Consider the following 6,371-nt stretch of genomic DNA (forward strand, 5'->3'; position numbering starts at 1 on the left):
TCTTTCTCATGGCTGGAAAACTTCAGAAGGCTGACCATCGATTACGAATTCCTTGCTGAAACCGCAGAAGCTATGGTACAGATTGCATTCATCCAAATCATGCTTAACAGATTTATCGAATGAAATCAAAACAGCTTCTAATTAGGTAGGATTTTTTGTTGATGAAATTATTTCCAGCGACTAGGATTTTTGTGTCTGGATAATGCGACAATATAAGAGGTAGTGCATGCAAGACTTGTTGAATTCCTTTTAAAGGGTAATAGCCTTGACTTAAGAATATTGTATGTTTATTACACTTTTCATAATCCCAATTGGTTCGATAAAATTGGGGTCTTAAAGTTTCATTACAAAAGTGATATTGTGCATTTGGATTGATAGCCCATGTATTGGCCCTGTCCCATGAGGTTCTGCCTATGATATGAGATACAGTTTTTATAAGTTCTTTTTCATACTCTCCTCTTTGTTGCATTTTTTTTTTGTTGGCTTATTAAGTCATCATGCCGAATAAAATCTCGGAATGTCCTAAACTTTTTTATGTCTTTTATTTGGATTCCTCCCCAATAATAATAATAATAATAATAATAAGTGCTGACTAAACCTTGAATTGATACGATGATATTTTTGTTTGTACATGCTTTTGCACAGGCTAAAGAATGGGGATATTCACTTCCGTGTATATGGATGATATCGGGATTAAAATCTTTCTCAATTTGAGAAAAGAATTTTTCTAATTGAGGATTATATATTTGATTGCCTTTTTTATTAGGTATCAAATAGTACAAAATAGGAAAATCGGTAATTTTTAGTAAAGCTTTGCCATTGTAAAGCGAAATAACGGCAAGCTTAATGTCTTTATTTAATTCAATAAGAGATTTTGCTGCAGATTGCATCCAGCCTCCTACAACAGGAGCGGTAATGTTGAGTTTCTGACAAGCTTCCGGAAAAATGATATTTGATACCCAAAGAATTTTCATAATGCTTTATGTAATTATATTCATTGAATTTGTTTGTTATAATGTAGAGAGTGGCAGGTTTCTTTGACGAAGATTTTTTTTATGAAGTTAGCAAATTCTTTATTGTTCATATTTCTAAATTGGACGGAAAGTCCCATTGCAATCATCATCCAAAGAGATATGTTCGCTATATCAAATCTGTTAATATCCTCTATCCATCCGTATGCCCAACGAAAAGCGATGAAGCAACCCAAAAACTTGATATAGATGTTATTAGATTTATATACGGCCAGATAAGAACTTCTCAAATAGATGAGGCTGTATAATACCACGCCTATTAAGCCTAACCAAGTGAATATATTGGTGTGGCATAATTCGTTGCTATGTCGTTCGTATTTCCCTGTTTTGAGTTCTTCAGCATTTAATGCACCAAACGCCATGCTGTCATTGCCTCGCGCAGGCGTACGTCCCCAAATTACATAGTTATGTTGTAAGGCGGATTTTATTACTTCTATATAGATAAAAGTACGAGTGTCAGCAGACAAATCATCTTCTACTATTTGTCCGTTTACAACTTTCCTTTGAATATATTTACCTTTATTGGATGATAAATCTTCAAAGATGTTGAATATACCAGAAATGCCTAAGTAAAGCAATATAATAGGAAGAATATAACATGTTAAATGAACGATTTGTAGAATTCGGTTTGAAATAAATTTTCTAAAATGTATTCCGAGGGCTATCATTAGAACAATAGCCGACTTAATGACTTGACTCCTAGCTCCTAAATTGATGAACAACATGATGATTAAAAGGCCTCCTAAAATAATTCTCCATTTCTTAGGAAGAATTGGTATGAAGCATCCGATAAGGAATATAGGACCTAGGTAAAAATGATAGGCACCGGTAGATAAAAATGGGAGAAATAGAATGAATGCGATAATTGCATATTTAAACCAATATCTTAAAATGCATAATGTGATATTAGCTTTGTCAAATATGTAAACCAAAATAGGTAATGACAGGGTTAGAAAACCTGTTATCAATTGTTTCCATTCCCAATAATTCTCTGCGATGAAAGCGCCACGAATACAAGAAATAATCATCCAGCATGAATAAATTTTTATCAGTGGGTAATGAGATGAATTTTTGCGGAATTGTAGAACTGTAAACAGAGTAATGAAATCAATAGACCACCATAAAAATGTGTTGCCGATAGGCAATTTGCTCCATGATATTCCTGTTTGTAGCGTGATTAATAATATCAGTACGCAGAATCTATAAGTTTTGTTAGAAATGGTTTTATTTAGCATTGATGAAGTTATAACAAGTTTTAGTCAGTTGATTAGCTCGTTGTTTCCATTCATTTTTGTTGTTCGGTGTATTTTGTATGGAGATCTTTCCTTTTGCTAAAAATCCTGCTTCCAAATGTGATTTGTTCCATTTTAGAATATTGAACAGTTCTCGGAGACCTCCTAAGCGGCATGCGCTGGCTTCCGATTGGTTGGCGTCTTCTGTATAGATGACAGGAGTTCCCAATCCGAGACATGGTAAGGCACAATGGATTCTTGAAGTAACGACCAAGCGGGCTTTTGCATATTTTTTCACCAAACGTTCAGCTTCTTGCAGACGCTCCTCATCTGTCGAGAAATTCCGTTTGTAATATTTGCTTTGCTGGCAGATATATTCTGCATTTATAAGGGTTTCTTTAGTAAAGATGCGTTTGTATTTCCGATAAAATGTGGAGAGTATCATTTTTTTTCTTAAGCCTTTTTTCTCTTCTGGGAATTTTTTTGCGATGATACTGATGGGTTTCCAATGGAAAAGAAGGTATATCGCATTATAAAGAATGGTGAATGTATTCCAGTGTGTTACAAAATAGGGATCTACAAAATAGCATTTGTTTTCCTTTTTTTCTGATTTGTATTTGTAACCTAATGTCAGTGTCATACATCCAGAAAAATAAGCATCTATTCCTTTCCTCTTTAGCAAGTCTCTTGTAAAATAATCCCTGCATCCAATAGGTTCATGTCTCTTTAAGTATGCAATGCTTTCATTAGATAAAAGTTGTTTCTGTACTAAGGTGTTGAAATGTGTGGCGACAAAGAGTGGCTTTATTTTTTCTGAAGGAGGCCATTGTTCAGGATGGTGTATATACCAACCATTCATAATGATTTTGCATTCTTCTTCATCATAATCTTTGAGCTGTTCTCTTTGGATGAAACCGTCAATTCGTGGTAAGAATTGTGAAGACGCCAACGCTTGGATATAATCTCCAATATTGACTTGTTCTTCTGTGCTTACAGCTAATAGTTTATACTTCATCATTTCATTTTATTAGATAAAAATTGCGTAATATTTTGCCTATTAAATGTCGCATTTGTTGATAAATGCGTTTTTTCATTTTAGGTAGATTCTGGTTGATTTTATTTAAATCTGTTTTCTTAAACCAATCTACTAATCTTTTGTCTTTAATATTGTTTTGGTTTTCAAGAATCCTTTCTTGTATTTTTTTGTAGGCTATTATTTTGTCCCTATTTAAGAAAATGTTGTATTTCAAATCGTAAAGGATATGTTTTAAATCTTCTGGCTGATAGTTGAAGTTGTAATCTGTTGGAGAAACCCCCTCTGCTAGTAGACCTAATATAGTACGATAACATTTTTCACAATGACAACAATTTTCGATTTGGTATTGCCGCAAACAAACGTGTATCTTAAATTTGAGGTTTTGTTTGTGACCTTCTTTTACTATATAATGTATCTTATTTTGTCTATTCCATTCATAACCATCGTGTACTACTTGAGTAGATCCAAATGCTACAAAATTGTCTATTGTCGGATCGCTTGCACATGTGTAAGGTTTTCTACTTTCATCAAAACTGGAAGCTATATATACTTTCCCGATTTTATGAATATATAAATACGGAGCTGCATGCCCTAATATGCCGATTCCGTGTTGCATTTCATGCCACCATCCCCCATGTACGGGTTTTATTAGTTTTGACAATTCTTTTCCCCATAGTGGAATGAAATCACAAAAGTTTGTTTTAATATAATAGGGAGTAAATCCTAATTGTTTGGCGTTGTATTTAATATTTTCCCATTGAATATTCCATCCTTTTGTATCGTTTGTAGGAAAATCTGCACTGCCCCATAAGGTTAATAAATTAAGGTTCTCATATTGATGTCTGAGAACTGTACAAATAGCATCTATTCCTCCACTAAGAAGAACGAGATTTACTTTAGGTTCGTAATAGTTGTTGATTAATTCATTAGCAGTTATATTACCTTTGAATTCAAGCTGTGGATACATGTTAATATATCCTTTTTTAAATTCTTGAATGCTATTGAAAAAAGTTTTATCTAACTCTTGAATTATCAGATTAGAGTTTGTAAGCCAAATTATAGGCAATACATTGCATACAAAAGGAATGACTAAAATACTTTTAGGGACAATTTCACATCCTGAACAAGAGTATATAAAGTTTTTTTTACGAAAATATTTGTCTATATTTTTGTCAACAGTAAACGATATGTAAACAACATTGTTTGCTGGTGAAATATCATTTATAATCACTTTTGAATTCATGTTAGTTCTTTAATTTTGAATGGATCATTTTATGTATGGAATTTTTTTCATTTTTGTTTAATCCAATGCTGTAAATAATAAGTAAAGCACAACTTATGTATGATAATATCCTTGTAATAAAATATATTAAATCATTTCCTTTTAAAAAGTTTTGTATAAGATAACATGGTATTAATGTAAGGATAAAGACAATGGCTATTGGTAACATTGTTTCTTTCAAATATTTGTGAATAGGAAAACCGACTGTTTTATTTAAAACGATTAATCTTGCGAATAAACCAATGAAGTCTATAATGATAAGTATAATGAAAGTAGAATATGCTTTGTATCCTAACTTAAATACTATCAAAGACATGATGAAAATAAGTGCAAAACATATCATAATGGTTAGTTGATAAATCTTGATTTTTCCCGAAGCTTGTGACAGAACGGCAATAGGACTATATGCAGTTGTGATAAATAAATCTATCAATATTAATTGGGTGAAAAGTGAAGCAAACTCAGGAGTTTTTTTTAACCACAAATTTAAAATATTTTGAGTTTCAAAAAGGATGCTGACAGATAAAATAAACAATAAATAAAATGCGATTTTTGATGAGCTAAAAATAAGTTTGTAAGTGTAATTTATGTCTCCTTGTGCGTAAGATTTAATCATTTGCGGTCTAGTTGCTGTCATGAAATTTGCAACAAAACCATTCACGGCACCATATACTTGCATGGCAATAGCTCTAGCTGCATTATATATAGGACCAAAAAAGATATTGATGATAATGTTTATACCTTGTGTACTAAACATTTGGGATAGAGTGCCCGCCAGCATCCAGCTTGAAAATCCAAACAAATTTTTGAGAATATTTACATTCCAGATCCATTTTAGTCTACATTCACTAAAATGAATTCGACAATAATAAGTATATATGAGTCGTATTATTATAGATATACAGCATATTAGAATTGAGTAGAATATAAGTTTGTCAATAGGTGAGATTGTAATCAAGTAAGCAATTGTTAATTTTCCGATGGCTTCTAAAATACTTATATATGCGAATGCTGACATTTTTTCATGGGCTATTATTGCTGCATTATATGGAACAGAAAGCATATTGAAAATGAATGTTAATATGCTGAACTGAAAAACCCAAAATGCAGCAAATTCTCGACTGTTAGGTATTGTTAATTTATGTTTTATGAACCATAATCCAAAGGTCTCAGCAATTAGTAAAGCTAATATTATAATAATTCCATAACAAATAACGGAAGTGGAAAATATGTCATTTAATGTTTTTGTATTATTCTTTCCCATTTCATAGTTCAGATAACGTTGGGTAGCTGTAGCCATAGAATTGTTAAAAAAACTCATCATTGATACGACTCCTCCGACTACATTATAAATACCGAAATCTTCTATTCCTAAAGCGTTCAGTACTACTCGTGATGTGTAGAGGCTGACCGCCATCATAAAGAGCATCCGGAAGTAAAGCAATAATGTGTTTTTGGCTATGCGTTTGTTGTTTGCTGAAGTATTTGCCATACGTTTAGTAAGCACTCAATTTAGGCCATCCCTCTTTGAAAGGGCACTTTTCTGTGCCCTAAACTGAGTTTTGTTAATTAATTAGTTTTGAATTTAACATTGACTGGTTATCAAAGTGATTTTGTCAGGAATCCTATTCGCATAGTCCCTGCACCCATTAAAGATTTTTTGAAAAAAGTCTCGATGAAATGTAAGCACTCAATTTAGGGCATCCCCCGTTGAAAGGGCACTAAGCAGTGCCCTAAATCGAGTTATGTTAAAAATTAGTTTTGAAAATTAACACTGGCTTGCAGCCAAA

5 protein-coding genes are annotated in these 6,371 nt (G+C 32.5%); all 5 read right to left on the reverse strand.

Features of this window, described 5'->3' with window-relative positions; translation table 11 throughout:
- Nucleotides 1-446 precede the first annotated feature (446 nt).
- Complete coding sequence (locus B5F91_RS14515; protein ID WP_087429739.1) at nucleotides 447-974, reverse strand: hypothetical protein; 528 nt, start codon at nucleotides 972-974, stop codon at nucleotides 447-449.
- 20 nt (nucleotides 975-994) lie between these two features.
- Nucleotides 995-2,059, reverse strand: a complete 1,065-nt coding sequence (locus B5F91_RS14520; RefSeq protein ID WP_204244706.1) for a hypothetical protein — start codon at nucleotides 2,057-2,059, stop codon at nucleotides 995-997.
- A 196-nt stretch (nucleotides 2,060-2,255) separates the two neighbouring features.
- A complete protein-coding gene (locus tag B5F91_RS14525; RefSeq protein WP_087429740.1) occupies nucleotides 2,256-3,281 on the reverse strand; it encodes a polysaccharide pyruvyl transferase family protein in 1,026 nt (341 codons plus the stop codon).
- 1 nt (nucleotide 3,282) lies between these two features.
- Entirely contained in the window at nucleotides 3,283-4,542 is a 1,260-nt protein-coding gene (locus B5F91_RS14530) for a hypothetical protein (RefSeq protein ID WP_087429741.1), read from the reverse strand.
- A gap of 1 nt (nucleotide 4,543) precedes the next feature.
- On the reverse strand, nucleotides 4,544-6,073 hold the full coding sequence (locus B5F91_RS14535) for a hypothetical protein (RefSeq protein ID WP_087429742.1): 1,530 nt from the start codon (nucleotides 6,071-6,073) through the stop codon (nucleotides 4,544-4,546).
- Nucleotides 6,074-6,371 lie beyond the last annotated feature (298 nt).

Origin of the sequence: Bacteroides sp. An322, assembly GCF_002161765.1 — a bacterium.
GTDB lineage: Bacteria > Bacteroidota > Bacteroidia > Bacteroidales > Bacteroidaceae > Phocaeicola > Phocaeicola merdavium.